Below are 26,620 nucleotides of genomic sequence, written 5' to 3'. Positions count from 1 at the left end.
AAAAATTGAAAAATCAAGAAATTATCGTTCAAGGTGCACGTGCAAATAATTTGAAAAACGTAGATGTTAAAATCCCGCGAGATAAGCTCGTTGTTATAACTGGCTTATCGGGTTCTGGAAAATCCTCTCTCGCATTCGATACAATCTATGCAGAAGGTCAAAGACGTTATGTGGAGTCCTTATCTGCATATGCTCGCCAATTTCTAGGGCAAATGGACAAACCAGATGTTGATGCAATCGAAGGTCTCTCACCAGCTATTTCTATTGACCAAAAAACAACAAGTCGCAATCCACGTTCAACGGTTGGAACAGTCACAGAAATATATGACTATTTGCGCTTATTGTATGCACGTGTCGGCAAACCGATTTGCCCAAATCATGGCATAGAAATTACGTCACAAACTGTAGAGCAAATGGTGGATCGTCTTGTGCAATTTCCTGAACGTACGAAAATGCAATTGTTGGCTCCAATGGTTTCAGGGCGTAAAGGGACACATGTGAAACTTCTTGAAGACTTGAAAAAACAAGGGTATGTTCGAGTTCGTGTCGACGGAGAATTACGTGATTTAGATGATAATATTGAATTAGACAAAAATAAAAAGCATAGTATTGAAGTAGTCATTGACCGTGTTGTTTTAAAAGAAGGCGTGGAAGCTCGTTTAAGTGATTCTCTTGAAACAGCACTTAGATTGGCAGAAGGTCGTGTAATGGTTGATGTTATGGAGCATGAGGAGCTTCTATTCAGTGAGCATCACGCTTGTCCAATCTGTGGCTTTTCAATTGGCGAATTGGAACCAAGAATGTTCTCGTTCAACAGTCCTTTTGGTGCATGTACAAAATGTGATGGGTTAGGAACAAAATTAGAAGTAGATCCTACGCTTGTAATACCTGATTGGAGTCGTTCATTAAATGATAATGCGCTAGCACCTTGGGAACCAACAAGTTCACAATATTATCCTCAACTGTTAAAAGCAGTTTGTGACCATTTTGACATCGATATGGATATACCAGTTGAAGAAATACCGAAAGATAAGATGGATAAAATTTTAAACGGTTCTGGCACGGAAAAAATCCACTTCCATTATGAGAATGACTTTGGTAATGTTCGGGATCAAGATATTATTTTTGAAGGTGTCCTACGTAATATTGAAAGACGCTTTCGTGAAACAACTTCTGATTATATCCGTGAGCAAATGGAAAAGTACATGGCACAGCAACATTGCCCATCATGTAAAGGATACCGCTTAAAACCTGAGACATTGGCGGTTAAAGTTGATAGCAAACATATTGGAGAAGTGACGGAGTATTCTATTAAGGATGCATACGTTTTCTTCTCGACACTTTCACTTTCTGAGAAGGATATGCAAATTGCCCGCCTGATTTTACGTGAAATACTAGAACGTTTAGGTTTCCTCGTTAACGTTGGGCTCGATTATTTAACATTAAGCCGAGCTGCAGGAACATTATCTGGTGGGGAAGCGCAGCGTATTCGCTTAGCAACTCAAATTGGATCGCGCTTAACAGGTGTTTTGTATATTCTTGATGAGCCATCTATTGGATTGCATCAAAGAGACAATGACCGTTTGATTGATACACTAAAAAACATGCGTGATATTGGTAACACATTGATTGTCGTAGAGCATGATGAAGACACGATGCTTGCGGCTGATTATTTAATTGATGTTGGTCCAGGAGCTGGTGTACATGGTGGAGAAATCGTAGCTGCTGGAACACCTGCTCAAGTTATGAAAGATAAACATTCATTAACTGGGCAATATTTAAGTGGCAAAAAGTTCATTCCACTTCCAACTGAACGTCGTAAGCCAGACGGACGTTTCATTACGATAAAAGGCGCTAAAGAAAATAATTTAAAAAATGTTAAGGCGGATATTCCACTTGGTTTATTTATTGCTGTAACTGGAGTTTCAGGATCAGGGAAAAGTACGCTAATTAATGAAATTCTCTATAAATCGCTAGCACAAAAACTGAACCGCTCTAAGGTGAAGCCAGGTGAAGTGAAAGAAATTACAGGTATCGAACAGCTTGAGAAGGTAATTGATATCGACCAATCACCAATAGGTCGTACACCGCGTTCAAATCCTGCGACATATACAGGTGTCTTTGATGACATTCGTGATGTATTTGCAACAACGAATGAGGCGAAAGTGCGTGGCTATAAAAAGGGTCGCTTTAGCTTTAATGTCAAAGGCGGACGCTGTGAAGCTTGTCGTGGTGACGGAATTATTAAAATTGAAATGCATTTCTTACCTGATGTTTATGTACCGTGCGAAGTATGCCATGGTAAGCGTTATAATCGTGAAACATTAGAAGTAAAATATAAAGACAAGAGTATCGCCGATGTTTTGAAAATGACCGTTGAAGACGCAGTGGCATTTTTCACAAACATACCTAAAATTTCACGTAAGTTACAAACAATTGTAGATGTCGGTTTAGGCTATATGGAACTTGGCCAGCCTGCTACAACATTATCAGGTGGGGAAGCACAGCGTGTAAAATTAGCGTCTGAGTTGCATAAACGCTCAAATGGTAAGTCCATTTATATATTAGACGAACCGACTACAGGTTTGCATGCAGAAGATATTGCACGATTATTGATAGTATTACAACGTCTAGTTGAAAGTGGTGATACTGTGTTGGTAATTGAACATAATCTGGATGTTATTAAAACAGCTGATCATATAATTGATTTAGGTCCAGAAGGTGGCGATAAAGGCGGTATGATTATTGCAACTGGAACACCTGAAGAGGTAATTAAAGTGAAAGAATCTTACACAGGACATTATTTGAAGCCAATTATAGAACGCGATCGAGCACGTATGGATAAAGTATTGACAACAGCTACAAATAAGTAGAGACAAATATTCTAGGTATATGAAACTTTTTCCATGAAATTTCGTAAATAATAGTAATAAGTAGAAGGAGGCCGAAAAATGCAAAGTGAGCGTAAACGCATTTTAACATTGCTTGAAAATGGCACCATTACAGCACAAGAGGCAATATTACTACTAGAAGCATTGGAAAATAAAACAGCTACTAATACATCAACTGGAGCGAATTTTACAAAGTCCAGCCAAACTGAAATGAATCAACAAGTAGAGCAATCACAACCTGAAAGAGAACAGAAACAAACAAATTATGATGACTTCTTTGAGAAAAAAGAAGAACCAAAACAACAGTCATCTAAACAAAAATCTACTTCAGAGCAAGAATTCTTTGAAGAAATTAAACAAGATTTCTCGCAATTTAGTGCAAAGTTTATGGACTTCATGAATACGGCTGTCTCAAAAGTCAAAGACATTGATTTTGACTTTTCATTTGGTGAAAAAAACGCATTCGAACAGCGTTTTGATCTAGATAATGCGGACTTTTCACATATTAGTGTAGATATTCCGAATGGTCAATTGCAAATTAAACCTTCTGTTGATGCAACTGTATATGCAGAATGTCGAGTGCGTCCTTCAATTGTTCGGTCGGGTGAAGATATACAGAAGGAATTTCTCAATAAATTTATCTTCACGAACGATCAAGGGAAACTACGCATTATTAGTGATTTGAAATCGATGCGTGTTGATATCGTCCTATATGTACCGATTAGACAATACGAAGCAATTTCAGCGAACTTATTTAATGGTAGTTTTGTATTAACTGATTTGGATGTCAGTAAACTGAAGGTTAAAACAAAAAATGGTCTGATCGATTGTGAAAGATTCGCATTTAAGAGTGCAGAGCTAGAAACTGCTAACGGTGCTATTAAAGTGAAGGATGTTGCAGGAGAAGACCTTGAAGCCGAGACGTTAAATGGCCAAGTGTATATTGACGGTGCAATTCGAGATATTGAAGCGAAATCTATCAGTGGCCATGTTGTTGTGACTACTCGTGCAATTGATGCGACAAGAATGAAAGCACAAACCGTTGCAGGTGCTGTGGAACTTTATATTCCAAGTACATTGTCACTAGAGGGAGAAGTTTCTTCGAATCTAGGTAAAATGGATGTTCAATTGTCAGATGTTCAATATCGCAATGAGCATGAGCAATTTTTACAAAAATCGGTGCGCTTCTCTAAAAAGTTACCGGATGTTTCAACATTAACGATTGATGGTGAAACTAAAACAGGATCTGTCGTTGTTCGATATAATCTGTAATATAAAATAATTTTTAGCGAAGGAGATTTTATCTCCTTCGCTTTTTTAATACATATTTATGATTAATTCGCTATTACAGCAAATTTTTTTTGTAACAAGCTAGAATTGGAAATTCAATTTAAATGAAATGAAATTGTAATAGTAGACAGGCTATTCAATGATATAATAGCTATTATAATAGAGTAGGGTTTATAGAAAATAGGTGGTAAAAAAATGATCGAAATGAAGAATGTTTACAAGAAATATCCGAATGGAATAGTAGCAGCGAATGGATTAAGTATTAAGTTTAATCAAGGCGAATTTGCTTATATTGTAGGACCTAGTGGTGCTGGAAAATCGACATTTATCAAAATGATGTATCGAGAAGAACGAGCTACATCTGGGGATGTTATCGTAAACGGTATGAATTTGACGACATTAAAAAACAAAGAAATACCTTATCTCCGTCGACAAATTGGCGTGGTGTTCCAAGATTTTAAATTGTTACCGATGCTAAATGTCTATGAAAATGTTGCATTTGCTTTGGAAGTAATTGAAGAACAACCGGCTACGATACGTAAACGTGTCATGGAAGTTTTAGATTTAGTTGGATTAAAACATAAAGCTCGAATGTTTCCGAATGAATTATCTGGTGGAGAGCAACAACGTGTGTCAATTGCGCGATCGATTGTGAACGTGCCGAAAGTTGTCATTGCTGATGAGCCTACTGGAAACTTGGATCCTGAGACATCTTGGGATATTATGAATCTTTTTGAGGAAATAAATGCACGTGGAACAACAATTATTATGGCAACACATAACAAAGAAATTGTTAATACAATAAGACGTCGTGTTATCGCTATTGAGGGCGGATTGATTGTTCGTGATGAAAATGGAGGTAGTTACGGCTATGAAATCTAGAACTATAAGTCGCCATTTCCGTGAAAGTATAAAATCGATAGGTCGTAATAGCTGGATGACAGTAGCTTCTGTCTCAGCAGTAACGGTCACACTATTAATAGTTGGCGTATTTATCATGATAATGATGAACTTGAATAAAATTGCTACAGATCTAGAAAATGATGTCGAAATTAAAGTACTTATTGATTTAGAAGCGGATCAAAAAGCTGAGGATGCTTTACAGAAACAAATTAAAGAGTTTTCAGGTGTAGATTCTCTTAAGTATTCAACAAAAGAAGAAGAACTTAATCATCTTGTGAAAGACTTTGGAGAAGATTTAAGCTTATTTAAACAAAGTAATCCGTTACGCAACGTCATCTATGTAAAGGCTAGTGACCCGCAGAAAACGGCTACAGTAGCCAATGAGATAGACAAGCTCGATAATACATATGAGGTATTATACGGTAAAGGTAAGATTGAAAAGTTATTTAACTTTTTAAATATTAGTCGAAACGTAGGTATTGGTTTAATCGTGGCGTTGCTATTTACAGCAATGTTCCTAATCTCAAATACAATTAAAATTACAATTGTAGCAAGAAGAAAAGAAATAGAGATTATGAAATTAGTAGGGGCAACAAACTGGTTTGTACGTATTCCGTTTATTCTTGAAGGTATGTGGTTAGGCCTACTAGGTTCTATCATTCCAATGACGGTTGTAACAATTTCATATGTGAAATTACATAGTGTATTGCAACCAAAATTACAAGGTGAAATGTTCCAGCTATTAGATGTAACGCCATTTATTATCCAAGTAGATTTATTAATTTTGATAATGGGTGTATTTATCGGTGTTTGGGGAAGTTTCATGTCCGTACGTAAATTCTTAAAAGTATAAGTCATCCAGATATATTAATAGAAACAGAGGGGGTTATTAGTTGAAAAAGCAGTTTAAAAATATTTTATATGTCGTTACAGCAACAGTATCTTTATCATTGGTTATTCAACCAATAGCGAATGCTGAATCACTAAATGATTTAAAGTCTAAACAGCAAGAATTAGATCAAAAGAAATCGAAACTTAATTCCAACATAAATGAAAAATCAAGTAAGATTAAGTACAACAAATCAAAGCAAGAGAAAATCAATAAACAAATCCAAAAGCTTGATAACAAGATTATCAAAACGGATGAGAAGATTAGTATTGTAAAATCAACAATTGCTCAAACAACTAGTGAAATTGAAGATTTACAAACTTCTATCAAAGAATTAGAAACGAAAATTGCTGAACGTGATGCATTATTGCAAGAACGCGCGCGTGCCATTCAAGAAGGTGGCGGTTCAATTAATTATGTTGACGTTCTATTTGGTGCTAGTAGTTTTGTAGATTTAATTGACCGTTTTTCTGCAGTTAACACTTTATTAGATGCAGATCGTAAAATTTTGCAAGAACAAGCAGATGATAAAAAAAGCTTAGAAGAGCAACAGAAGAAACTTGAAGAAAAACGTCAAAAACAAATTGACAATCGTGATCGATTAGAAGACCTTAAGAAATCTTTGGATTCACAAAAATCAAGTAAAAATAAGTTAATAGATGCTTTAGAGCGTGAGCAATCAAAACTGAAATCTCAAAAAAAATCACTTCAGAAAGAGTATTCTGAAGCGATTAAAGTAAGTAAAAAAGTTCAGAAAGAAATTCAAAATGAGCAAGCGCGTCTAGCTGAACGAGCACGTAAAGAAGCTGCGGCGAAAGCGAGTGCTAAATCAGCACATGTATCAAATGTTGGCAATGTTGGCGAATCAGATAATATTCCAACAGTTTCAAGTGGTACATGGACAAGACCGACAACTGGTACTGTTACATCTAATTTCGGCTGGCGTGATATAGGTTCAGGTCCAGAAATTGATTATGGTATCGATATTGCAAATAGTGTGGGTACGCCAATCGTAGCAGCAGCTGATGGAGTAGTCTTCCGCGCAAGTCCTTTATCTACATACGGTAATGTAATCATGATCACTCACTCAATTGAGGGGAAAACTTTTACAACTGTGTATGCTCACTTAAGTGGTTATAAAGCAAAAGCTGGACAATCTGTTTCTAAAGGTGAAGTAATCGGTTATATGGGACAAACGGGTCGTGCATTCGGAAGTCACTTACACTTCGAACTTCATACAACAGCTTGGCAAGGACAAAAAGTAGGGGCAGTTGACCCACGTCGTTATATTTCATTCTAATCAGGTTAAATAAAAGTCGTCTGGAAATCGGTAAATTCACCGACTACAGGCGACTTTTCTTTTAGGGATAAAACGATTTTAAATAGAGCTTAATACTGTAAAAACCAGTCCAGTCATCAATTAGCAAAACAAAAATCTTGTATTCTAGTATGACAGCCATTAACATACGGTGTAGGGTATATAATGGGAGTAGGTGTGAACTTTGTCAGTAACAGAATGGTATACTATACGCGGAGTGACATTACCGACATCGTGGGTTTCAGTTCTTATCGCGTTTACTTTGGTAGGAATTATTCTATGGTGGCGTTATGGCAAAAAAGAAGCAAGTGTATATGCGGATCATGCTATATTTTTTATTTTAATTTGGAAATTTAGTGTCATTGTCACAGATTTGTCGTTGGTGATAAAACAGCCTTTAATTATACTATTCTTTAACGGTGGCACGATGGGCTTTTACATAGCGATAGTTGCAACTTGTATTTCTATATTCCGTCAATTGAAAAAGAATGTATTTGCAGCTTCTCAATTACGTACATTAACAATGGCATTTATTTTAACGCAAAGCGTGTATCAAATTGCAATGGCCATGCAAAATGATGGTCTCGCATGGCAAAGGTGGCTGACGGTTGTAGCCTTTATCATTTGGTTACTCATAGCGATAAAAAATGGTCTCAATCAGGATATTTGGCGTAAGCAACTCATCATTTTATTTAGCTTATCACATATAATGATCGCATTATTACAGCCAGATGGTTTTTGGCAGAAATCATTAATGGCAACTTTCATATTTAGTTTGTTTGTGTTACTTGTCCATTTCTTAAAAGATAAAAGTCGTAAACAGATGGAGGCTTCCTCATGAAGAAAAAAATATTTGCGTTGCTAATAATTGCAGCGATGATTGGAATTGCGGTCACTAATTTTGTGAAAACGAAAGTTGCTGAAGAGCAAAAAGTAGATACGAGAGCAACCATTGTAGAGGACAAATTAGGTGTTAAAAGTGGCTTAGCAATTGGTGAGTTGGCACCAGATTTTGAATTAGAAACATTGGAAGGAAAAAAAGTAAAGCTATCGGATTTTCAAGGGAAAAAGGTTATATTAAATTTCTGGGCATCTTGGTGTCCACCTTGTAAGGCAGAAATTCCCCATATGCAAAAGTATTACGAGAAATTTGCAAAAGAAGATAATTTTGAAATCGTGGCAGTCAACTTAACAAGTCAAAAAGAAACAATTAAGTATGTGGAAAAATTTGTTAAAACGTATGAAATGACTTTTCCAGTATTATTAGATACTGAAGGCGAACAAATGAGAGCATATGAAATTTACACGATTCCAACGACTTATTTCCTTGATACGAAAGGAATTATCCAGAAGAAGGTAATTGGCCCTGTCGATCAGGATAGTATGCGGGAAAGTGTTAAAGCGTTAAATTAATAAAGAAAAATCCACTTTTTGATAGTGTTAATCCTATGAAATCATTCATAAACTGAATGGATAGAAAGGGGTAGACATGATGCGGAAGAGTTGGATTTTTCTTTTTTTTATAGTATTGCTAGGTGCTACAGGAATGTATGCAGTATCAAAAATGCAGGGGGCCGAACCTTCAAGTGCAAAAGTGAGTAAGTTAGAAAAAATTGATGAGGCTTTTAATTTAATTAGAAAAGAGTCAGTGCATGAGACTTCAGAGGAACAGCTAGTTGAAGGGGCAATTAAAGGAATGGCGAGTTCACTGGGAGACCCATATAGCACTTATTACACAAAGGAAGAAGCTAGAATGCATAAAGAGTCGTTATCTGATTCCCGTGTTGGTATCGGGGCAGAAATAACAGCAAGTGATGGCCGGTTTATTATTGTTTCACCTGTTAAGGCATCTCCAGCTGAAAAAGCAGGGCTGAAACCTTATGATGAAATTGTACAAGTAAATAAAGAACGACTAGAAGGTAAATCTATGGCTCAGCTCTTGGCTCTTATTCAAGGAGAAGAGGGCACAACAGTAAAAATGACTATTTTCAGACCTTCAGAAGACAGACACATTGAAGTTTCAATGAAAAGAGCAGCTATTTCCATGGAAACGGTGCATAGTGAAATTTTACAAGCCGATGATAATCTAATCGGATATGTGTCCATTTCATTATTTGGTGAAAAAACTGCAGAAGAATGGCAAAAGCATACGTCTTCTTTAATGAAACAAAAAATCTCAGGTCTTATTATTGATGTGCGTAGTAATCCAGGTGGTTATTTACGCAGCGTTGAGCAAGTGATAGCAAGTGTTGTAAAACCAAGCTCTACATATGCTTTTATGCAAAATGCAAAGGGTGAGCTTGAGCCGCTTTTAACTGATGAAAAGAGAGCGAAATTAAATTTTGATGCACAATTAAAAAAGGTGCCGATTGTATTACTTCAAGATGAAGGAAGTGCTTCTGCAAGTGAAGTTTTAAGTGGGGCATTAAAAGAATTAGAGCGAGCTACTATCGCAGGTGTAAAGAGCTTTGGAAAAGGTACAGTACAAGAAACGTGGCCATTATTAAATGGTGGTGAATTAAAGTTATCAACGCATAAATGGCTAACACCAGATAAAGAATGGATTCATGGTAAAGGAATAGAAGCAACATTGCATGTAGAGCAAGATGATTTATATCATATGGAATTGCCACCACTAACAGGTAGCTTCCAAGAAGGAGATTTTAATGAGCAAGTAAGATATGTACAAGAAGTATTATCGAAAATGGACTATAAATTAGAACGAACAGATGGTTATTTTGATCGCCAAACAGCCGAAGCAGTTCTGTTATATAGAAAGACAAAGAAATTAGCACAAGAACCTATTATTAATGAATCATTCTTTTCAGCATTACATAAAGAAATGGTAGAATATAAAGGTAGCAATGAAAATGACCATCAATTACAAATGGCTATCGGGTATATGCTGAAAAATTTAAAATGATGAATTTAAAAGCAATTTATTTGTAAAAAGAAGTTAATAAAAAAGCTTGAGCCTTATAATTTTTAGAAATGGCCCACCTTTACAAGCTTTTTTCTTATATTTCACCCAGAATAGGCTCTAATTATGAAATATAATCCAAATACCACTACGTTTTCAAACATTCGTTTGATACAATTAAAAAATAGACAAACTACTAGATACACTACGGAAGGTGATACGGAAAATGTACTTAGATATAATAGTAGAGCTTGTAAAAGGCATTGGCCGTTTCTTTTTAAATCCAATTCTATACATTGCCATTATTTTTGCCATATTACTAGGCTATCGACGAGTAATTACAGAGCGTAAATCATTTAACACAAGGATACGCTGGGGCTGGACAGAAACGCTTTTCTTGTTAAAAGATGGATGGCTATTAGCACTTGGCATATCGATAGTAAGCATTGCAATTGGATTAGTTGTACCATTTGAATATTTAGTGTTATTCAGTTGCGCTAGTATCATTTGTATTTTAACTTTTTATTATTATACAGCTTCAGCGGTTTATCCCTTCGCTATAGCTTTCGGTGTTATTTGGTATTTATCTGCGAATGACAAGTCTTTTGATTTTTTAGGATGGACGTTTTCTGGAGAATCGATGGACTTAGGTTTATATGTAGTTATACCAGCGTTTATCGGTTTACTCTTATTAGCTGAAGGTATACTCATCTACAAGCATGCAAAGAATTTTGCTTCACCAAGATTAGAAAAGTCTGAGCGTGGAATGCCGGCCACTACATATTTAGTGAAAAGGTTATGGTTGTTACCAATCTTCTTCGTTATTCCTGGTGGTTTAATACAAGAATATATACCATATTGGCCACAATTTACGATGTTTGATTCTACGTTTTCAATTATATTAGTACCAGTTGTGATTGGATTTCAGCAGCGCACACGTAAAACATTGCCTGTTCACTTTTATCCTCGAATGGGGAGAACCATTATCTCATTAGCTATAATAGTGCTAATAGGAGCAGGCATTGCTTACGTGGTAACTGTTCTTGGCTTTATCGCTGTTTGTATCGCTGTAGGTGGGCGTGTATTAATTTCGGTTATATATGCTTGGACCGAGCGAAATGCAGGCTATGCGGTAACTCCGCGGGATTCTGGTGTAGTTATTGCCGCTGTCTTACCAGGATCTCCTGCACAAGCGATGGGATTACAGGTGGGCGAATGTATACGTAAGGTGAATGGTCTTGAAGTGCAGAAAGAAGAAGAGTTATACGAAGCGTTGCAAATAAATGCCGCGCACTGTCGTATTGAAGTATTAAATCATGAAGGCGAAGTTCGCTTGCGACAACATGTTATTCATCGACATGATCATTACAAAATCGGTCTACTCGTCGTAAGATAAAGGAGAAAAAATAGATTCTATGGTTACTAAAGTAATTTTAGCGCTGTTCATTCCAGGATTACTCGTCGTATTATTTACACGTATCACATTCAGTCATTATGTAGCTTTAGCGTTATCTGTAGCGCTTATTGCAGCTTCAGTTTATGCTGGTTTTACACATACAACTTTTTTATATGTCATTGATGCATTTTCATTAACAGTTGGCTTCTGGTATGCCACGCGCATGATGAATCGCAAAAAAGAACAATAAGAATAAAAAAGAAAGCCCGATTTGTCGAATGAGACAATCGGGCTTTTGCTTTGCCAGGAAATGACCTGAATGGAATGTGAGCTACGAATGAGTAGTATTAATAAATATATTGCTCGAATGAGAGCGGAAAGAATAGTTAATACAAATGGGTAACAACTAAATTAAATGACTATACTCGAATGGGAGTGAATGAATAGATTTTCTCGCAAATGGGCGATACTCAAATGAGAGTTTCTTAGCAAACAATTGAGATCATCAACCTTCTTTATTGAACGAAAAGAGCCTATTGCTCCTTTACCAGAAAGAAAACAATAGGCTCTCAAATATATACGAACCATCTCGTTCTCATCTTTCAAGCAAATGATGCTTGTAGGAATTGGCACAGTGTTCATACGCGAATCTGTTGCCGAGACTTCATAGGGCCTGTCCCTCAGTCTCTCTGGATAAGAAAGTGATATTACTATGTAATTGTTGTAAGAATTATATATTACTATATACTGCATTGAACGAAAAGTCAAATAATTTAGAAAAAACTAAAAGAAAAAACTGTAAATTGATAAAATGGCAATAGCACCAATTACAACGATGATCACATTAGCACCTGCAAATGCGATGACAAAAGCAGTTACAGTTCCAACTAAGCCGAATAAAATATCGCCCTCTTTAATCAGTAGTATTGCTGGGAAAATCATTGCACCTAAAATTGCATAAGGGATATTTTGTAAAACACCTGAAATAATAGGGGGTAATTCTTTTCCCTCTAAAAATGTTAACGGAATTGCGCGTGGAATATACGTCACAAGTGCCATACCAATAAGCATCCACCAGTACCAAGAACCCATTACACAAAACCTCCTTTACGTTTTGCACGATTTGCATAAACGATTTCAACTGTTATTGAAGAAACAAGAGCAGCAACTAATAATGCCCAGCCAGTTGATAAAATTTGTGTCCAGTAGAAAAAGCAGTTAATAACTGCAGCTAGTAAAGCGAGCATAACTACTTTACGATTACCCTTCATAGAAGGAACTAAAAGGCCGACAAACATAGCATATAGAGCAATCCCCATGGCGACTTGCAAAAAGGCTGGTAAATTTGCACCTATTAAGTGACCAACTGCTGTGAAAACAACCCAGCTCCCATATGCAACGAGCATTACACCGACACCAAATGAAGTAGGTAGCTTTTCTTCTTTTCGTGTTGCAAGTACAGAAAATGATTCATCAGTTACCCAAAAAGCATAGATGGATTTTTTCCATTTTGTTTCGGATTGCATCTTTTCATTTAGTGATGCCGTCATTAAAAAGTGACGGATATTTACGACAAAAGTATTAAGAACAATCAGTAAAGGATCTGTCCCTGTTGTCAATAAATTTAATGCTATATACTGTGAAGCCCCAGCGTAAACGAGTATACTCATAGCCGTTGCTTCAATCATTGACAGACCAGTTGTTTTTGCGAGCAAACCAAATGTCAGTGCAATTGGAAAGTAGCCGATCGCAATACTAGAACCTGCCTTCATACCAGCTGAGAAGCTAAGTTTTTTCATGTTTGGTCCTCCATTGAAATGTTTAATAAAGTATACAACTGTATGATAAAATATACAAGAGGTGAAATTTATGGAAGAAATAAGCCGTAATTTAGGAAAACAATTGAAGAAAATCCGTCATCAACGTTTGCTGAGCTTAGATGATATGGCTAAATTAACTGATGTAAGTAAAGGTCAGTTAGCACAAATGGAAAAAGGAGAATCCAATCCTACTGTGTCGACGATTTGGAAAATTGCCGCCGGTTTACGCATTTCATTTTCAACATTATTACAACAGCCGAAGGAGCAATTTTTAAAAATAAATAGTGCAGAAATGCCATTTGTCACGGAGAACGAAGGAAAATATCGCGTGTATTCTATTATTCCTTATGACCCTGAACGGGGATGGGAACTCTTTAAAGTAGAAATGGATCCGGGATGTAGTCATAAGAGTGATGCACATACTGATGGGGTAGAAGAAACCATAACGGCTATAAAAGGACAAGTAGTTGTCGAAGCTGGTGATATGAGTGAAACCTTAAATGTCGGTGATACGCTCGTATTTAAAGGACATCAAATCCATCAATATACGAATACAGCAGATGAAATGACTGTCCTGCACTTTATATTACAATATAAACAGTAACTTTTAAGTAGTGCTCATCCCTCAATTGGGATACCTACAAGACGCTATTTGTTAGAGAGGGAGAAACATATGCCTGACTGGTTAACGTTAGAAAATTTTCATGAATTAGCAAAAGAATATAGATTATTTGGCACACTTCTAGGTATATTACTGCCACTTATTGAATCTTTCTTACCATTCCTTCCACTAGCAGCATTTGTCGTTGCAAATGCCAGTGCATATGGGTTATGGATTGGTTTTCTACTTTCTTGGAGCGGAGCGGTGTTAGGATCATATTGTGTATTTTTGATCGTAAGAAAATATGGGCAAAGTCGATTATTGAACTACGTAACAAATCGTGCTACGGTGAAAAAATTAATTCATTGGGTTGAACTGAAAGGGTTTACTCCGTTATTTATTTTGCTATGTTTTCCTTTTACACCTTCAGCGCTCGTTAATATTGTCGCGGGCTTATCCAATTTAAAGCGCCATCATTATTTATTTACAATAATGGCTTCAAAACTTGTTATGATTTTCGTTATTAGCTGGATTGGCTCAGATTTAAAAGCGCTAATAACAGATCCTATCCGTACTGGTATAATCGTTATATTGATAGGGGTTATGTGGTGGGGTGGAAAAATGGCTGAAGGACATTTAAATGCAAAAGTAGAAGAAGATATGAGAAGAGCTTCCCGAACGAATAAAAAGTGAAGTAATTTGCCACTGTTCTATTTATAATATAAAATAGGAACAAACGTTCTTTTGTTCAGGTCTACATATTTTTGAGCATAAATAGTAAAGCGATTGGAATTTTATCTTGATTAAAAGAGGGGGAGTTAGAATGTCACTGCGTATCGTTTCCGGAAGGTCAGGCTCTGGAAAATCGACGCTTATTCATCATGAAATAGTTGATATTGTAAAGGAACAGTCGATAGGGGCACCAATTTTCTTACTTGTCCCTGACCAAATGTCATTTTCTTCTGAATATGATTTAACACATCGATACGGTGTATCAGGACTTATTCGAGCGCAAGTTACAACGTTTAAGCGTTTAGCGTGGCGCGTCCTGCAAGAAACTGGTGGTATTAGCCGACAAGAGATTAACGGGTTCGGTTATCGAATGCTTATCAAACGTTTATTAGAGGATAATAAAGAACAGTTTTCATTGTTCCGTCAAGCTGCTGGAAAACGTGGTTTTACGGATGAGATGGAAACTTTATTAAAGGAATTTAATCGCTATAGTTTAGATAGCAAAACATTAGAACTGCTTCTATCAGATTTTGAAGGTATGAATGCACCACAAACATTGCGCGATAAGGCACATGATCTTCAGTTATTATTGTCAGCTTTAGAAGAGCGATTAGGTACTACATATATTGATAGTGAAGGTTATTTCCCCTTGCTAACAGCACAGCTAAAGGATTCGGAAATTATTCAATCTGCAGATATTTATATTGATGGATTTACAGCGTTCACAACACGAGAATTTGAACTAGTGCAAGAATTATTAAAAGTAGCACGTCGAGTAACGGTTGTTTTACCTATGGAGTCAGATGCTGATGCAGACGATGAACAAGCACTATTTTATCAATCTGCTCGGACAAGTGTACGCTTAAAAGAATTAGCATTTGAAGAAGGTATTGAAGTAGAACGAACTGTACATTGTCAAACAACATTTCGTTTTCAAAACAATGATTTGAAATGTATCGAAGAAAAATTTGATTTACAAGATGAAGCAATGTGTAACTCTTCCGAGGATTTTGAGATTATTGAAGCAGTTAATCGCCGTGCAGAAGTACATGCTATTGCGAGAAAAATTAGAGAATTTATGCAAAATGACGCAATTCGTTATCGTGAGATGGCTATTTTATATCGTCAGGCTGATGTATATGATCCACTGTTTGCGACAATTTTCCCTCAATACGATATTCCAGTTTTCGTGAGTCAGAAAAAGCCCATGCTTCACCATCCATTAATTGAACTAAGTCGTTCGGCTCTGGAGGTTATTCAATCTGATTGGAAGTACGAGCCTATTTTCCGTGCAGTAAAAACGGATTTGTTTTTCCCAGTAGATGCGGATTTACAAGTTTGGCGGGAGCGAGCAGACCGTTTGGAAAACTTTGTTATCGCGCAAGGAATCTATAGTGAACGCTGGTTTGATGAGAATCGTTGGCTATATAAAAAATATCGTGGACTGGAATTTTTAACAAAAAATCAAACAGATGAAGAGCGCGCCTTCCAACAAGAAATTGAAGCAGCGCGTAGTAAAGTAAGAGAACCTTTAAAAGAATTAGAAAATCAATTAACTAGCTGTAAAACGGGACGTGATTTCGCAACAGCTCTGTTTAATTTTATTGAAAATCTCGAAGTTTATGAAAAACTACAAGATTTAAAAGATAAAGAAATAGACAAAGGCCAACTGTTAGCCGCAAGTGAACATGAACAAGCTTGGAATCAATGGGTAGATGTACTTGATCAGTTCGTCATGATGTTTGGTGAACAAGAAATGACACTAGAAGAAGCACTTCACACTTTAGAGGAAGGGTTTGATACATTAGAATTTTCACGTATCCCACCGTCATTAGACCAAGTGACCATTGCAACAGCAGATTTGTCTCGTTTAACGAATATGAAAGCTGTTTTTGTAATCGGTATGAATGAAGGGGTATATCCACAAAGGATGGACCATGAAGGATTACTTTCTGATGCAGAACGTGAATGGTTTATGCAACTTGGAATGGAACTGGCACCAACATCTAAAACGCGATTGTTAGAAGAATCATTCATCACCTATCGTGCCTTAACCATGGCTTCTGAAAAACTCGTTGTTAGTTATGCCATTGCAGATGAAGAAAGTAAAGCATTATTACCATCCCTATATGTGAAGAAGTTACAGCAACTTATTCCTAATGCACCATTTACAAAAGCGTTAATAGATCCAACTGAAGCTTTATCAGAGCTCTCGGATCTCCCTTATATTAATCACCCTAATACATCTTTAGCCTATTTAATGATGCAACTGAGACAAGCTGAGCATGGAAAGGGGCTAACACCTGAATGGCGTGCGTTACAGGCGTATTATGAAGAGGATCCTTATTGGTCGGATATTCTAGAGCGTTTAATGCGTCCATTAACAGTGCTGAATAAAGCAGAGCAACTTACACCTGATATCACCGATGCCTTGTATGGCTCAACTCTTACCTCAAGTGTTTCACGTATTGAGAAGTTTTATGGTTGTCCGTTTTCCCATTTTTCTACTTATGGTTTACGTCTTGAGGAGCGTGCTGAATATCGACTTGAAACACCGACGATCGGAGACTTATTCCATGCAGCGTTAAAATGGATTTCTGAGGAAACACATGAGAAGAATATTAAATGGGGTCAGTTGACGCCAGAGCAATGTGCTGATTTAGCAAAACGAGCAGTGGATAAGATTTCTCCACTGTTGTATCACCAAATTTTAATGAGTACATCCCGTTATCGTTATATTCAACGAAAACTGACATTGATCGTACAAAGAACGATGCTTTCTTTAAGTCAACATGCACGTGTATCAAATTTCAAACCGATTGCTCTAGAAGCTGCATTTGGACCGGGGGAACCCTTACCACCATTAATGATCAAATTAGATGGCGGTAAGAAAATGCAAATGCGTGGTCGAATTGACCGAGTAGATGCAACTACAATCAATGATAAGCCGTATATTCGCGTTGTAGATTATAAATCTTCTTCGAAAAAACTAGATTTAAATGATGTGTATTATGGTCTATCTTTACAAATGTTAACCTATTTAGATGTGGCTGTTGAGAATTCAGAGGCATGGTTGCCGTTACATTCAGAAGCTGGTGGTGTGTTATATATACATGTCCACAATCCGATGTTAAAGCCACATGATAATTTGGATGGCCAACAGGCGGAGCTGGAACGATTAAAAGAATTCAAGATGAAGGGCCTTTTATTAGATGATCGAGAGACTTTGATTGATATGGATGAGGCGCTAGAAGAAGGCGGCCATTCACAAGTAGTACCAGTTTATGTGGGTAAGAAGGATGGTACTGTTTCTCCGAAAATGTCTTCTGTTATCTCGACTCAAGATATGGGGCATCTGCGGAATTTTGTGCGTCACAAGCATCAACAGGCTGGTGAGGGCATTTTAGCAGGTCATACTGATATAAGTCCATACCGTATGAAAACACGTACAGCTTGCGAGTATTGCTCATTTAAAAGCGTATGTCAGTTTGATACAACAGATGCAAATCAACATTATCGATATTTACAACCAATCGGTAAGAAAGAAGATGTTATTGAGCAAATTCGAAAGGAGACTAAAGCAGATGAAGGAAATTCCTGTGAAGCCGGCGACAGCGACTTGGACTGATGAGCAGTGGAAAGCAATTTGGACTACTGGACAAGATACTTTAGTTTCAGCAGCAGCGGGCTCAGGGAAAACGGCCGTATTGATCAATCGTATGATTGAAAAGGTTATCTCATCGGATAATCCAATCGATGTTGATGAGCTGTTAGTCGTAACGTTTACGAATGCGTCTGCAGCTGAAATGCGTCATCGTATGGCAGAAGCGCTAGAAAAAGCTATTACCAATCAGCCAGAATCAAAGCACCTCAGAAGACAATTAAGTTTGTTAAATAAAGCACAAATTTCTACATTACATTCATTTTGTTTAAATATTGTTCGACAATATGCGTATCTATTAGACATTGATCCAGGCTTCCGAATTGCAAACGATACAGAAGCTGCACTTTTAAAAGATGATACGTTAGCTGAAGTGCTAGAAGAGGCTTATAACAGCGATCAAGTTGATGATGTTTATCGATTAGTTGACAGTTTTACATCTGACCGTGATGACCAAGCAATTGAGACATTAATTGAAAAATTATACGATATGTCACGTGTTAATCCAGAGCCGATGAAATGGCTAGAATCACTACCGGATCAATATGACCTTGAAGCTATCACATCAATTGATGAGTTGCCAATTAGTAAAATAATTAAGCGTTCGGTTAGTCATGCTATTGAAGCTGCCTATGCGCTTATTAAAGATATGCGAGAGCTAAGCCTAGAACCAAACGGACCATCAGCTTATGGTGAAACAGCTGAGAAGGATTTTATTTTATTAACTGAAGCTCGTGCATTTTTACATGAACGTTCTTGGGAAGAGGCATATGAATATTTTCATGCTGTTAGCTGGGCGAGAATTTCTACGAAGAAGATGGATTGTGATTTAGAATTAAAAGCTTTAGCTCAAAACAAACGTAAGCAAGCAAAGGAACTATTTGATGCCGCTAAAAAACAATATTTCACAAGAAGACCAGAACGATTGCTAGAAGAGATTCGTTTAATGAAACCAATACTCTTAACACTAGTGAAAATTGCTGCAAGTTTCAGTGAAAAATATGCCGCTGCAAAAAATGAAAAAGGTCTTGTAGATTTCTCCGACTTAGAACACTTTGCTTTGCAAATTCTAACGGATGAAATAGACGGTGAGCTTGTTCCATCAGCTGTAGCACTTAGCTATCGAGAAAAGTTCAATGAAGTACTTGTTGATGAATATCAAGATACTAATAGGCTTCAAGAAACCATTTTGCAGCTAGTGAAAAATGGTGGGGAAGCGGATGGCAATATGTTTATGGTTGGTGATGTGAAACAATCTATTTACCGTTTCAGATTGGCAGAGCCGACACTTTTTTTAAACAAATATTTGGCGTTTGAGGAAGAACCAACAAATACAGGTATGAAAATTGACTTAAATGCAAACTTCAGAAGTCGTCAGGAAGTATTACACGGTACTAACTATATTTTCTCACAGATCATGGGCGAAGAAGTCGGTGAAATCAATTACGACGAAGCTGCAGAATTAAAGCCACAAGCTCCTTATAATGAAAAAGATGCCCCTATTGAATTGACAGTTTTATATACAGATCAAACTGAAGAGGAAGAGTCTAAGGAATCTGATGATGGTGAAGCGGGTGTTAGCTCTGAGCTACAAGCTGAGGAGGAATTAAAAAAATCTCAGCAAGAGGCACGCTATATAATTGAGAAAATAAAGCAATTAATGGATTCTGGACAAATGGTTTATGATACAAAAAAAGGCACTGAACGACCTTTGGAATATCGTGATATTGTTATATTAATGCGCTCGATGACTTGGTCAGGTGATTTAGCAGAAGAGTTTAAGCTAGCAGGTATTCCGTTATATGCAGAGTTGTCTAAAGGATATTTTGAAGCTCTTGAAGTAATGATAATGATAAATACATTGAGAATTATTGATAACCCGTATCAAGATATTCCTTTAGCATCTGTCCTAAGAGCGCCATTTGTTGGATTAACGGAAAATGAGCTAGCCAAAATCCGTTTAGCTGACCCGAAAGCACCTTTTTATGATGCGTTGAAACAATTTGTACGCATCGAAGGTACTGGTCTAAAATCGAGTACTGCTGAAAAGCTACAACGTTTCTTACTGCATTATGAAGATTGGCGTGATTTAGCTCGTAGGGGTTCGCTAGCAGACTTAATTTGGAGAGTATATATTGATACAAATTATTATGAAATGGTTGGTGCAATGCCTAACGGCAAACAGCGCCAAGCGAATTTACGTGCACTTCATGATCGTGCGTTATCGTATGAAAAAACGTCGTTCCGAGGGCTTTTCCGATTTTTGAGATTCGTAGATCGTATGCGATTACGTGGAGATGATTTAGGAACTGCACGCGCTATTAGTGAAACGGAAAATGTTGTACGTTTAATGACAATACACTCATCTAAAGGCTTAGAGTTCCCTTATGTTTTTGTAGCAGGATTAGGTCGAGAGTTCAATAAAATGGATTTCAATTTACCGTATTTATTTGACCAACAATTTGGTTTGGCGGTGAAAATGATTGATCCTGAGAAACGTATTCAATATACCTCTCTACCATTCCTTGCGATGCAGGAGAAAAAGAAACTTGAGTTGAAGGCAGAAGAGATGCGCGTTCTTTATGTTGCGATGACACGTGCAAAAGAGCACCTTTATCTAGTAGGTACTGTGAAAAACTGGGATAAGACAAAGGCTGTTTGGGAAGATGCTAAACTATTACCTGTAGGTGAAATGCTACCTGATCATATTCGTGCTTTAGCAAAAAGTTATTTAGATTGGATTGGTCCAGCTTTAGCTAGACACCCAGACTATGACCGATGTCTAAATGATGAAACTCAGTTAGTCACCAATGAGTTATCAAGATGGAAAGTTCAAGTAATAGGAGCGGAGCATTTTAAAGCACCTTTAGAAGTGACGGAAATAAAAGAAGAGGTTGTCGAGGATACCCAAAAAACTACTATTGTTGATGAGGGGTTATTAACGACTATCAAAAAGCGTTTTGATACAGCATATGCGTACGATAGAGCGATAGCAAAACGATCTAAAACATCTGTTAGTGAACTAAAACGTCTGCAAAATTTAGAACAATCCGAGCAACCTGAACTTTTTTGGAATGCACCTAAAAAACAACAGCAAGTGGCAAAAAGACCTAGCTTTTTACAACAACGTTCGTTAACAGCAGCAGAAATTGGAACAGCTATGCATACGGTAATGCAACATATACCGCAGCAAGGCTTGCATTCAATTGAAGAGGTTGAGGTTTTTGTGCAAAGGCTTGTTGACCGTCAACTTTTGACGAAGGAAGAGGGGGCAGCTGTACATGCACCTAAAATTGTAGGTTTCTTTGCAACACCTGCGGGTCAGCGCTTTATGAATGCAGTGGAACTTTATCGAGAAACGCCATTTACCTTTAGTATTACTGATGAGGACGGAGATTCACAAATCGTACAAGGGATTGTCGATTGCCTATTTAAAGAATTAGATGGCGACTGGATTCTACTTGACTATAAAACAGACCGAATTAAAGAAACGATGAAAACAACTGAAGGCTTACAAAAGGAAATGAAAGAACGATACGACGTACAGTTGACACTTTATAAAAAGGCGTTAGAAGAGACATTGAAAATCAAAGTTGCAGAAAAATTAATATATGCATTTGACGCACAGCGCTCAATTGAATTATAGGAGGAAAAGCATTTGAATTTAACACCAACACCTATGCAAAAAAGGATTGATACGCTCGATATAATACGAGGTTTTAGTTTGCTAGGTATTTTTTTAGTAAATATGTTTGCGTTTAGTACACCTTCGCCACATATTGATTTAAAAACTTGGTTCGAATCGCCAATAGATAAACAATATCATCAGTGGCTAGATATTTTTGTGCAAGGAAGCTTTTATCCACTATTTTCAATGTTATTTGGATATGGTTTAGCAATGCAATTTACGAAAGCAACACAGTTAGGTGACAACTTCTATAAGATTGGATCGAAACGTTTAGGTGTGTTATTTGGCATTGGTGTGTTACATGCCTTCCTTATTTGGTGGGGAGACATTCTAATGACGTATGCATTTTGTGGTTTCTTTTTATTAATCCTGTTACGTCTGAAACCAGTTTGGTTATTAACAATTGGTGGCGTATTATATGGAATTGTACATGGCTTTTTAGTGGTATTAATGGGATTAGCATCATTGGTGGAAGAGTCTACTGATTTTTCAGATTTTGTTGACATAACAGCTATCGAAAGTGCAATAGCGGCTTACGGCTCCGGTTCTTGGACAGAGGCTTTCATGCAACGCCTAGCAGATTTACAAGTACAGGCATCCCCAAGTATGTGGATTGTGGCGTTGTTTACAATTTTACCTTATATGTTATTAGGGGCTGCTGCATCCAAATGGAAACTAGTTGAACGTGCAAAGGAAAAACGAGTGTTTTGGATTGCTTTAACTGTTATTACTCTACCGGTTGGAGTGGCACTTAAAATGTTGCCATATAATTTAGAGCGCAATCTTTTCCTTGATTATGTGCAAGTTTCTTTCGGTGGTCCAATTCTTGCGATAGGGTATGCGGGGCTAATCGTCCTATTATGCCAAATTCCTAAATTCACAAAAATATTGTCGCCTGTTGCAAAGGCAGGACGCATGTCAATGACAATATATTTAATGCAGTCTATTATTGGAACATTCATTTTCTATCACTATGGATTAGGATTATATGGTAAAATCGGTGTCGATACCGTTACGTGGTTAGCTGTTGGGATTTTTGTTCTGCAGATAGTATTTGCGGAGCTTTGGTTCCTGAAATTTAAACAAGGACCGGTTGAAGCAGTGTGGAAAAGATTAACTTACGGAAAAATGTTACAGAAAAAAGAGGAAATTAGTCGATAATTAATGTATCATTGAAAAAAAAGAAGGAGTGCCAATATTCATGAAAATTTTATCATTTCGTTATAACGATGTAGTAAGTTTTGGTCCGAAAGTAAAAAAAGAAGAAGCTGTATGGGACGTTTTAGCAATCCAAGAAGCTCTTCAAGTACTACCTTCTTTCGCTACAACAATTGTAGAGGGGATGACAGCTGGTTTCGAGTTTGTAGAACAATCTCGTAAACTTGTAGAAGCTGCACAGAATTCAGAGAACCCAGAGCAATTTAAATATGCATTTACGGAAATTGAGTGGTTAGCACCAATTCCACGTACAACGAAAAATATTATTTGTGTTGGTAAAAACTATCAAGATCACGCCAAAGAAATGGGCGCTGAATCTGCTCCAGAAAATTTAATGATCTTCACAAAAGCACCAACTTCAATTGCTGCAGATGAGCAAACAATCTCTGCACATGCAGACGTCACTTCAGCACTTGACTATGAAGGTGAATTAGCAGTTGTTATTGGTAAAAAGGGTAAAAACATCCCTACTAAACTAGCATATGATTATATATTTGGTTATACAATTGCAAATGACATCACTGCACGTGATTTACAAGCAAAGCACAAGCAATTCTTCTTAGGGAAAAGCCTAGATGGCGCTTGTCCAATGGGTCCTTATTTAGTAACAAAAGATGAAATTCCTAATCCGCATTCTTTATCAATCGTTACAAAGGTGAATGATGAAATTCGCCAAAATGGTTCAACAAAAGACATGATCTTCACAATCGAAGAAATCATTTCTGAGATTTCTAGATTAGTAACTTTAGAGCCGGGTGACGTAATTTTAACAGGTACTCCAGCTGGCGTTGGTAAAGGTATGAACCCACCAACATACTTATCATCTGGTGATGTAGTAAAAGTATCAATCGAGGGTATTGGAACTCTAGTAAACCGTTTTAAATAAGCTTTTTAGCATATTATAGATATTACTATAGACCGGTGGATGAATTTCCATCGGTCTGTTATATTTGTATAGTTTTTCACCTCGTGATAGGATATTAATGATTATTAAAACTATTTAAGGTGGGGTAATTAATGGATTTTTTAGCTAGCACCCATTTACACATTACAACTTGGGTAATCGCAATTATCTTGTTCCTAGTTTCTGCTGCTATGCAAAGTGGTACAAAAGGACAAAAAGTAACGCATATGATTTTACGTGTATTCTATATTCTAATCATCATTACTGGTGGCGCATTATTTGCTAAAGGTATGGATTTTAATATGGGTATGCTTTATGGTTTCAAATTCATTGGTGGTATTTTAGTTATCGGTATGATGGAAATGGTATTAGTAAGAAAAGCAAAAGGCAAACCAACAACTATGTTCTGGATCCTATTTGCAGTATTCTTATTAATCACTATGTTCCTAGGATTTAAATTACCAATGGGTGAGCACTTCTTAGCTTAATAACTGGCATGATAAACAGCCACATGACGAATCTCGTTGTGTGGTTGTTTTTTTATTGGAAAAGATGATTTTTATACAGTAATATACGCATTTTTAGGACGTGAATATTCTGCTAAATAACAAAGGGTGCAGTTAGCGCAACAAACATTGGCTTTAGCGCAACAAATGATGAAGTTAGTGCAACAAAGGAGCCACTTAGCGCAACAAACAATGCAGTTAGCGCAACAAACAAGTTTATAGGGAGTTTCCATTTGATAGGTTTAGTAGCTAAACGAGCGCTTTCAGCATTTAAGTAAATTCACATTTTTGTCGAATTTGTTTTTGTTTCGGTTGTTTTTGGTGTTAAAGCGTAGCGGGGATGGTGGGGGTTTGGTAAAATTACGTTGGACAGTTCTGCAGAGGAGGACTATAAGTGAACGTTGCAAAGTGGATTAGTACGGTAGTTGCGTCAGCGCTTTTGGCTACGACAATGGGGTTTGCACCTATTGCGAAGGCCGAGACTGAAGTGACGCATAATATTAAAGATGAAAGTATCTATGATCTCTTAGTGGATCGTTATTTTAATTCATCGGTCGAAAATGACTATAATGTAGATGCTCGAGATCAAAATGCTTTTGCTGGTGGTGACCTTACAGGGATTGCTACTAAGTTAACACATATTCAAGATATGGGTTTCACCGTTCTATCGATTGGGTCGATTTTTTCAACTGAATCATATGATGGAAGTGCGGTAGTGGATTACGAAAATATTGAGCGTCATTTTGGTACAGCAAAAGAATTTAAATCTTTGCTTGCTGATGTTCATAAAGGCAAAATGAAGCTAATGATTGATTTTCCGCTAAATAATGTTAGCAAAAATCACGTCTGGGCTAAAGATAAAGCTAATTCAGAATGGTACGAAACCGCTGATAACGGTCGTATTAATTGGAATACAGAGAATCCTGAAGTACAAGAGGCATTAATTAATGCAGCAACTGATTTTGCTCAGAAATACGATATTGATGGTATTCGCTTAACTAATTTAGGTAATAGTGATACAGCATTTTTAAATGAGATGATTGAGTCATTAAAAAATACAAATAAAAATATCTATGTTATATCTTCCGAAGACAGCGATGCAAATTTTGATATGTCTGTTAATAAAGAGACAATCGATATTTATCAATCGATTTTCAAAAATGTCGATATGGATTCGTCAAAAGTGGAACAACCACTTGGCACAATTAAAAAAGACGATGCAGAAAAACCTTCAGCTAATATGTTAGATAGTTTAAATAGCTCTCGTTTTACATTTGCTTCTGCAAATGAAAATATGTATCCACCGACACGTATTAAAGTTGCGATGGCTGCAATGTTTACGTTACCTGGTGTACCGGTAATGACATATGGTACTGAAATTGCACAAAATGGTGAACAAGCCCCTGAATCACATGCAGTATTTGATTTCAAAACGAAGGATGACATCGTTTCATACATAGGCGACGTGCAATCTGTTCGTAATAAATCAGAGACGCTTCGTACTGGGGACTTTAAACTATTAAAGAATAAAGATGGTTTCATTGTATTTGAACGCTCTTCTAATGACGAACAGTGGATTGTCGTTGTGAACAACACAAAAAATACACAGCATATTGATTTAGGTAAAGATATTATTGGAGAAAACAAAGAGCTACATGGCTTATTAGAAAGTGATATCGTGCGTCCGAAAGATAAGGGCATATACCGACTAGTGGTTGATCGAGAAATCGTCGAACTATATCAAGTAAAAGAACATACTGGCTTGAATATTTCATATATGATTTCATTAGGTTTTGTCTATGTACTTTTCATAACATTTATCGTATTAGTGTTACGTAGAAGTAAAAAAAATCGAAAAGCAAAAAATAACTAAATTAAAATCC

General features: G+C 36.8%; 20 protein-coding genes and 1 riboswitch. Of the genes, 18 read left to right on the top strand and 2 right to left on the bottom strand.

Translation table 11 applies throughout. From position 1 onward, the window contains the following. The first annotated feature begins 5 nt into the window (after window positions 1-5). From uvrA to MKY02_RS18265, 10 genes are all read left to right on the top strand, one after another. The gene (gene uvrA / locus MKY02_RS18310) at window positions 6-2,873 is read left to right on the top strand and encodes an excinuclease ABC subunit UvrA (RefSeq protein WP_076034188.1); all 2,868 of its coding nucleotides are present in this window, start codon (window positions 6-8) and stop codon (window positions 2,871-2,873) included. Window positions 2,874-2,951: 78 nt separating this feature from the next. Beyond that, entirely contained in the window at window positions 2,952-4,163 is a 1,212-nt protein-coding gene (locus MKY02_RS18305) for a DUF4097 family beta strand repeat-containing protein (RefSeq protein ID WP_076065638.1), read from the top strand. A 213-nt stretch (window positions 4,164-4,376) separates the two neighbouring features. Then, entirely contained in the window at window positions 4,377-5,063 is a 687-nt protein-coding gene (ftsE, locus tag MKY02_RS18300; protein ID WP_038179675.1) for a cell division ATP-binding protein FtsE, read from the top strand. After that, on the top strand, window positions 5,053-5,937 hold the full coding sequence (gene ftsX / locus MKY02_RS18295; RefSeq protein WP_038179673.1) for a permease-like cell division protein FtsX: 885 nt from the start codon (window positions 5,053-5,055) through the stop codon (window positions 5,935-5,937). Before ftsE ends, ftsX begins: the two co-directional genes overlap by 11 nt. 40 nt (window positions 5,938-5,977) lie before the next feature. Next, the gene (locus tag MKY02_RS18290; protein WP_038179671.1) at window positions 5,978-7,273 is read left to right on the top strand and encodes a murein hydrolase activator EnvC family protein; all 1,296 of its coding nucleotides are present in this window, start codon (window positions 5,978-5,980) and stop codon (window positions 7,271-7,273) included. A gap of 202 nt (window positions 7,274-7,475) precedes the next feature. Then, the gene (locus tag MKY02_RS18285) at window positions 7,476-8,132 is read left to right on the top strand and encodes a hypothetical protein (RefSeq protein ID WP_076034098.1); all 657 of its coding nucleotides are present in this window, start codon (window positions 7,476-7,478) and stop codon (window positions 8,130-8,132) included. Continuing rightward, entirely contained in the window at window positions 8,129-8,704 is a 576-nt protein-coding gene (locus MKY02_RS18280; protein ID WP_038179667.1) for a peroxiredoxin family protein, read from the top strand. Before MKY02_RS18285 ends, MKY02_RS18280 begins: the two co-directional genes overlap by 4 nt. A 79-nt stretch (window positions 8,705-8,783) precedes the next feature. Continuing rightward, window positions 8,784-10,214, top strand: coding sequence for a S41 family peptidase (locus tag MKY02_RS18275; protein ID WP_038179666.1), 1,431 nt, complete (start codon window positions 8,784-8,786; stop codon window positions 10,212-10,214). Between the two features lie 223 nt (window positions 10,215-10,437). After that, entirely contained in the window at window positions 10,438-11,607 is a 1,170-nt protein-coding gene (locus MKY02_RS18270) for a PDZ domain-containing protein (RefSeq protein ID WP_340711597.1), read from the top strand. Between the two features lie 19 nt (window positions 11,608-11,626). Continuing rightward, entirely contained in the window at window positions 11,627-11,857 is a 231-nt protein-coding gene (locus tag MKY02_RS18265) for a CsbA family protein (RefSeq protein ID WP_210402623.1), read from the top strand. A 342-nt stretch (window positions 11,858-12,199) separates the two neighbouring features. Further along, a riboswitch (SAM riboswitch) is annotated at window positions 12,200-12,307 on the bottom strand. A gap of 83 nt (window positions 12,308-12,390) precedes the next feature. Here the strand turns inward: MKY02_RS18265 and MKY02_RS18260 are convergent. Together MKY02_RS18260 and MKY02_RS18255 are read right to left on the bottom strand one after the other, a co-directional pair. Beyond that, window positions 12,391-12,699, bottom strand: coding sequence for an AzlD domain-containing protein (locus tag MKY02_RS18260; RefSeq protein ID WP_038179663.1), 309 nt, complete (start codon window positions 12,697-12,699; stop codon window positions 12,391-12,393). Next, the gene (locus MKY02_RS18255) at window positions 12,699-13,406 is read right to left on the bottom strand and encodes an AzlC family ABC transporter permease (RefSeq protein ID WP_038179662.1); all 708 of its coding nucleotides are present in this window, start codon (window positions 13,404-13,406) and stop codon (window positions 12,699-12,701) included. The genes MKY02_RS18260 and MKY02_RS18255 overlap by 1 nt, the downstream gene beginning before the upstream one ends. A 70-nt stretch (window positions 13,407-13,476) precedes the next feature. Here MKY02_RS18255 and MKY02_RS18250 point away from each other — a divergent pair, with 70 nt between their 5' ends. The 8 genes from MKY02_RS18250 (at window position 13,477) to MKY02_RS18215 (ending at window position 26,610) form a co-directional block, all read left to right on the top strand. Beyond that, on the top strand, window positions 13,477-14,031 hold the full coding sequence (locus MKY02_RS18250; protein ID WP_038179661.1) for a helix-turn-helix domain-containing protein: 555 nt from the start codon (window positions 13,477-13,479) through the stop codon (window positions 14,029-14,031). Between the two features lie 69 nt (window positions 14,032-14,100). Next, complete coding sequence (locus MKY02_RS18245; RefSeq protein ID WP_038179659.1) at window positions 14,101-14,721, top strand: TVP38/TMEM64 family protein; 621 nt, start codon at window positions 14,101-14,103, stop codon at window positions 14,719-14,721. Between the two features lie 130 nt (window positions 14,722-14,851). After that, entirely contained in the window at window positions 14,852-18,388 is a 3,537-nt protein-coding gene (gene addB, locus MKY02_RS18240; RefSeq protein WP_038179657.1) for a helicase-exonuclease AddAB subunit AddB, read from the top strand. Then, the gene (gene addA / locus MKY02_RS18235) at window positions 18,345-22,067 is read left to right on the top strand and encodes a helicase-exonuclease AddAB subunit AddA (protein WP_340711596.1); all 3,723 of its coding nucleotides are present in this window, start codon (window positions 18,345-18,347) and stop codon (window positions 22,065-22,067) included. Before addB ends, addA begins: the two co-directional genes overlap by 44 nt. A gap of 12 nt (window positions 22,068-22,079) precedes the next feature. Beyond that, window positions 22,080-23,270, top strand: coding sequence for a DUF418 domain-containing protein (locus MKY02_RS18230; protein WP_235175673.1), 1,191 nt, complete (start codon window positions 22,080-22,082; stop codon window positions 23,268-23,270). Window positions 23,271-23,310: 40 nt separating this feature from the next. Then, entirely contained in the window at window positions 23,311-24,213 is a 903-nt protein-coding gene (locus tag MKY02_RS18225) for a fumarylacetoacetate hydrolase family protein (protein WP_038179653.1), read from the top strand. Window positions 24,214-24,344: 131 nt separating this feature from the next. Then, a complete protein-coding gene (locus tag MKY02_RS18220) occupies window positions 24,345-24,719 on the top strand; it encodes a YisL family protein (RefSeq protein ID WP_038179651.1) in 375 nt (124 codons plus the stop codon). 412 nt (window positions 24,720-25,131) lie between these two features. After that, a complete protein-coding gene (locus MKY02_RS18215; RefSeq protein WP_038179650.1) occupies window positions 25,132-26,610 on the top strand; it encodes an alpha-amylase family glycosyl hydrolase in 1,479 nt (492 codons plus the stop codon). Window positions 26,611-26,620: the final 10 nt, after the last annotated feature.

It is taken from the genome of Viridibacillus sp. FSL R5-0888, assembly GCF_038009105.1.
Taxonomy (GTDB): Bacteria; Bacillota; Bacilli; order Bacillales_A; family Planococcaceae; genus Viridibacillus; species Viridibacillus arenosi.
The sequence above is the reverse complement of the archived record's forward strand: the minus strand, read 5'-3'. Positions and strand labels throughout refer to the sequence as shown.

What these genes read in the sequence shown, in the direction of transcription:
- MKY02_RS18255 (WP_038179662.1), bottom strand. Translation starts at nt 13,406, where the DNA reads ATGAAAAAACTTAGCTTCTCAGCTGGTATGAAGGCAGGTTCTAGTATT.
- ftsX (WP_038179673.1), top strand. Translation starts at nt 5,053, where the DNA reads ATGAAATCTAGAACTATAAGTCGCCATTTCCGTGAAAGTATAAAATCG.
- addA (WP_340711596.1), top strand. Translation starts at nt 18,345, where the DNA reads ATGAAGGAAATTCCTGTGAAGCCGGCGACAGCGACTTGGACTGATGAG.
- MKY02_RS18245 (WP_038179659.1), top strand. Translation starts at nt 14,101, where the DNA reads ATGCCTGACTGGTTAACGTTAGAAAATTTTCATGAATTAGCAAAAGAA.
- MKY02_RS18270 (WP_340711597.1), top strand. Translation starts at nt 10,438, where the DNA reads ATGTACTTAGATATAATAGTAGAGCTTGTAAAAGGCATTGGCCGTTTC.
- MKY02_RS18275 (WP_038179666.1), top strand. Translation starts at nt 8,784, where the DNA reads ATGCGGAAGAGTTGGATTTTTCTTTTTTTTATAGTATTGCTAGGTGCT.
- MKY02_RS18220 (WP_038179651.1), top strand. Translation starts at nt 24,345, where the DNA reads ATGGATTTTTTAGCTAGCACCCATTTACACATTACAACTTGGGTAATC.
- MKY02_RS18250 (WP_038179661.1), top strand. Translation starts at nt 13,477, where the DNA reads ATGGAAGAAATAAGCCGTAATTTAGGAAAACAATTGAAGAAAATCCGT.
- MKY02_RS18225 (WP_038179653.1), top strand. Translation starts at nt 23,311, where the DNA reads ATGAAAATTTTATCATTTCGTTATAACGATGTAGTAAGTTTTGGTCCG.
- ftsE (WP_038179675.1), top strand. Translation starts at nt 4,377, where the DNA reads ATGATCGAAATGAAGAATGTTTACAAGAAATATCCGAATGGAATAGTA.
- MKY02_RS18305 (WP_076065638.1), top strand. Translation starts at nt 2,952, where the DNA reads ATGCAAAGTGAGCGTAAACGCATTTTAACATTGCTTGAAAATGGCACC.
- MKY02_RS18265 (WP_210402623.1), top strand. Translation starts at nt 11,627, where the DNA reads ATGGTTACTAAAGTAATTTTAGCGCTGTTCATTCCAGGATTACTCGTC.
- MKY02_RS18280 (WP_038179667.1), top strand. Translation starts at nt 8,129, where the DNA reads ATGAAGAAAAAAATATTTGCGTTGCTAATAATTGCAGCGATGATTGGA.
- MKY02_RS18260 (WP_038179663.1), bottom strand. Translation starts at nt 12,699, where the DNA reads ATGGGTTCTTGGTACTGGTGGATGCTTATTGGTATGGCACTTGTGACG.
- addB (WP_038179657.1), top strand. Translation starts at nt 14,852, where the DNA reads ATGTCACTGCGTATCGTTTCCGGAAGGTCAGGCTCTGGAAAATCGACG.